Source organism: Roseiarcus sp. (genome assembly GCF_052145395.1).
In the GTDB taxonomy this organism is placed as follows: domain Bacteria; phylum Pseudomonadota; class Alphaproteobacteria; order Rhizobiales; family Beijerinckiaceae; genus Roseiarcus.
The window spans coordinates 1-3819 of sequence record NZ_JBKQOT010000694.1 but is presented as its reverse complement, the minus strand read 5'-3'; the positions used below and the strand labels follow the sequence as shown (position 1 = coordinate 3819).

Sequence of the window (3819 nt, the reverse complement as noted above, 5' to 3'; positions counted from 1 at the left end):
CCAGCTCGCGACCGTCCTGCCGCAGCTGATCAACAATCTGACGCCCAAGGGGCGGATGCCGACGCTCGCCGATTTGGAAGAAAAGTAAGCGAGGCGATTGGCGCTGTAGGGCGGGGGCGACGACCCCGCCGGCGCTTCGCCAATTCCGAGCCCGTTTTGAGCGTTTTCAACACGTTGCGGGGACTTTTCCGAGCCGCTCACAGCGGCCGCTTTGGGCGCGCGGCCTGCTTTGCCGTATTTTCGCCATATTTCTGCCGGGCGTGTCGGCTGCGCGCCCGCACGAGCCGTTCGTATCCTCGGCGACCCGATCGCTCCTGGCCGCACGGCGCCCGAGGCAAGACGATGGCGCGCAGGATCGCGGCTCAATTTCTGGATGACAGGAGTAATCTACTCAGGATTTATATTTTTCGCAAGATAATAGGCGCCTCGACCGGATTGCAATTCGCCTGAGCCACGCGCCGCCTACTCGGCCGCGCTTCGTCGCGTCGCGGCCTTGTCGAGCGCGTGCACGAGGTCCTCGATCAGGTCGTCCGTATCCTCGAGCCCGACCGACAGCCGGAGCAGGCCGGGGCCAATGCCAAGCGCGGCGCGCTGCTCGGGCTTCAGGCGCTGATGGGTCGTCGTCTCGGGATGGGTGATCAGGCTTTTCGCGTCGCCGAGGTTGTTCGAGATGCCGATGATGGAAAGCGCGTTGGCCATCCTGAACGCCGCCGCCTTGCCGCCGGCGACCTCGAAAGCGAGCATGGTGCCGCCGCTGCTCATCTGACGCCGCGCGAGTTCGGCCTGCGGGTGGTCGGCGCGTCCGGGATAGAGGGTGCGAACGACCGCCGGGTGCGCGGCGAGCGCGTCGGCGATGTGCGCCGCCGACGCCGCCTGCGCCGCCACGCGGATCGGCAGCGTCTCCAGCGACTTCAACAGCGTCCAGGCGTTGAACGGCGACAGGCTCGGCCCGGTCTGGCGCAGAAAATTGTGGACGTGGTCGGCGATGAATTTCTCGCTGGCGAGGATGATCCCGCCGAGCACGCGCCCCTGTCCGTCGATGTGCTTGGTCGCCGAGTAGACGACGCAGTCCGCGCCGAGTTTTAGCGGATGCTGGTGGAGCGGCGTGGCGAAGACGTTGTCGACGACCAGCGTCGCGCCCACGCCATGCAGAATCTCGGCGACGCCGGCGATGTCGATGATCTCGAGCGTCGGGTTGGTCGGCGATTCGAGGAAGGCCGTCTTGGTGTTCGGCCGCACCGCCGCCCGCCATTCGGTGAGGTCGGTCCCCTCGACCAAGGTCGATTCAACGCCAAACCGCGGCAGCAGGTCCTCGACCACATAGAGGCACGAGCCGAACAGGGCGCGGGCGGCGACGACGTGGTCGCCCGCCTTGACCTGACCCACAAGCGCCGCCGTCACCGCGGCCATGCCGCTCGCGGTGGCGCGCGCCGCCTCGGCGCCTTCGATCAGCGCCATCCGATGCTCGAACATGGCGACGGTCGGGTTCGAGAAGCGCGAATAGATGAAGCCCGGCTCGTCGCCCTTGAACCGCGCCTCGGCGGTCTCCATCGTGTCGTAGAGATAGCCCTGGGTGAGGAACAGGGCCTCCGAGGTCTCGTCGAATCTCGAACGCAGCGAGCCGCCATGCACGAGCTGCGTAGCGGGCCTTAGGGTTTTCGGGTCGCGGGATTTGCGCGGGCTCGTCATGGCTTCTTATGTCCTCTCCGGGCGTTTTACGCCCGCGGGCTCATAAGACGAGGCGATGGTCGAGGAGCCCCGATCTTTTAGCCCTTTGTTTAACGTGGCGGCAAGCCGACCGGCTCAAATGACCACGATGAAGTCTCCCTCTAGCGCGCGGCGGCGGCGACGTCAACGACGAGCCCTGAGAGGAGGTCGAAAGGCGGGGAAGCGAACATTCGAAGCCGACACTTTCAGCGGTCGGAGTGCGCAAGGAGGGGTCATTCCCTGAGCGACAATAGGCGCCGCGAGCGCCTGAAGTGTTCGTCCCCGCCCTCCCTGCGCGAACCCGGCCAACCGCCCCGCCCGCTGGCCGCGGGGCCATCGATCCGCTAAATTCGCCCTTGGATCACTTCACTGGGGGCCGATCACCCCGTTCCGGAGGCTTCGCTATGCGGCTTCCTGCCATCGCCGCCCTGGCGGCAGTGATTCTCTTGTGCGCCCCCGCGGCGTGCGCGATAGAAAACGATGCTACCGTGCCCACCTATCACGCCGACGCGGCCCGTAGCGGGCATTATGTCGTGCCCGGGCTGACCTGGGCGCACGCCGGAGACATGCGGCTGGATGGGGCGTTCGACGGGCGCGTGCCGGGGAACATCTATGCGCAGCCGCTCTATTGGCGACCGGCCGGGGCGGCGGGCGGACAAGTGATCGTGGCGACCGAGGACAATGTCGTGGCGGCGCTGGACGCCGTCACCGGACGCACAGTCTGGCAGCGCAGCCTCGGCCCGGCGACCAAGCGCTCCGCTCTGCCATGCGGCAACATCGACCCGCTCGGCATTACCGGCACGCCGGTGATCGACGAGCGCAGCGGCGCGCTCTACCTCGACGCCATGGTCGATCGCGGCGACGGACTGCGGCACCTCGTATTCGGCCTTTCGCTTGCCGACGGCGCGGTGCTGCCGGGCTGGCCGGTCGACGTGGCCGACTCGCTCCGCGCGATCGGAGTAACGTTCGATCCTCGCGTGCAGAATCAACGCGGCGCGCTGACCATGGTGGGCGACCAGCTGTACGTGCCGTACGGCGGCCACTCTGACCCTTGCGGCGAATATCACGGCTCAGTGGTCGGGTTTCGGCTGGATGAGCCGGCGGCGTTTGGGGCTTGGCTGACTCCGAGCAGGGGAGGCGGCAACTGGGCGCCGGGCGGGATCGCGTTTGACGGCAAGCACCTGTTCATCGGCACCGGCGTTGCCGACAGCATGGACGGCTGGAGCGGCGGTCAATCGGTAATCCGCCTGCCGCTCGATTTGGACTTGAACCCCACGCCGCAGGATTTCTTCGCGGTGTCCGGCTCGGACTACGATCACGACCTCGGCATGAGCAATCCGCTGCCAATCGACCTGTCGGACGGCGGCCCTCATCCGGCGCTGGTGATCACATTCGCCAGAGATGGTAAGGCGTATCTGCTCGACCGCGCCGATCTCGGCGGGGTCGATCACCCGCTCGATGCACAGACGGTTGCCGCATATGGCATCGTTACTTCGCCTGCCGCCTATCGCATAGGGCAAGACACGATGTGACTTTCCAGGCCCGTGGCTCGTCGTGCCCAGGTGGCGAGGGGGACGCCGGGGTGGTGGCGCTGCACATATCTGGCGGGCCGCAACCGTCAATGCACACAGCGTGGTGCGCCAAGCTCCGGGGCTACGCGGAGGGCGCAATCGTCACCACAAGCGACGAGACGGCTGATCCGATTGTCTGGATCGTCGGCGCCGAGCGCGACGAAAAGCTGCACGGTTTCCGGGGCGACACTGGGCAGGAGGTGTTTACGGGCGATCCGCTCTCCGGCCTGCGGCACTTCGTGACCGTCCTGGCCGCCGCGGGCCGGCTCTATGTCGCGGGCGACGGTCGGATTTTCGCGTTCGGCCTTGGGCGCTAAGCCCGCGCTCAGACCTGACAACTGCGAACTGAGCGCCGCCGCCAGACGTCTTTTTGGTCCGGTACATGTGGCGGCCGACTCGACACCTGCGGATTGGTCATTCGATCCTGTTATGGAACTCTCGTCTGAGCGCGAACGACCGGAACCTCCAAACGCGACCTCCGTGGAAGCGCAACGACCGGTTAATGTCGATTCGCGTCATTGAGCCGTTCGCGATAAACCCC

The 3819-nt window shown here is 66.4% G+C and carries 3 protein-coding genes and 1 riboswitch; of the genes, 2 read left to right on the top strand and 1 reads right to left on the bottom strand.

Going from position 1 to position 3819, the window contains the following annotated elements; all coding sequences use genetic code 11:
* Positions 1–462: 462 nt before the first annotated feature.
* Positions 463–1689: an O-succinylhomoserine sulfhydrylase gene (locus tag ACLP25_RS23795; RefSeq protein ID WP_442471604.1), complete on the bottom strand. Its 1227-nt coding sequence runs from the start codon at positions 1687–1689 to the stop codon at positions 463–465.
* Positions 1690–1746: 57 nt separating this feature from the next.
* Positions 1747–1825: riboswitch (SAM riboswitch) on the bottom strand.
* A 286-nt stretch (positions 1826–2111) separates the two neighbouring features.
* Between ACLP25_RS23795 and ACLP25_RS23790 the strand changes: the two genes are divergently transcribed.
* Together ACLP25_RS23790 and ACLP25_RS23785 are read left to right on the top strand one after the other, a co-directional pair.
* Positions 2112–3239: a hypothetical protein gene (locus ACLP25_RS23790; RefSeq protein WP_442471603.1), complete on the top strand. Its 1128-nt coding sequence runs from the start codon at positions 2112–2114 to the stop codon at positions 3237–3239.
* An 89-nt stretch (positions 3240–3328) separates the two neighbouring features.
* Positions 3329–3595 (top strand): hypothetical protein, encoded by a 267-nt coding sequence (locus ACLP25_RS23785; RefSeq protein WP_442471602.1) that lies wholly within the window; start codon positions 3329–3331, stop codon positions 3593–3595.
* The last annotated feature ends 224 nt before the right edge of the window (positions 3596–3819 follow it).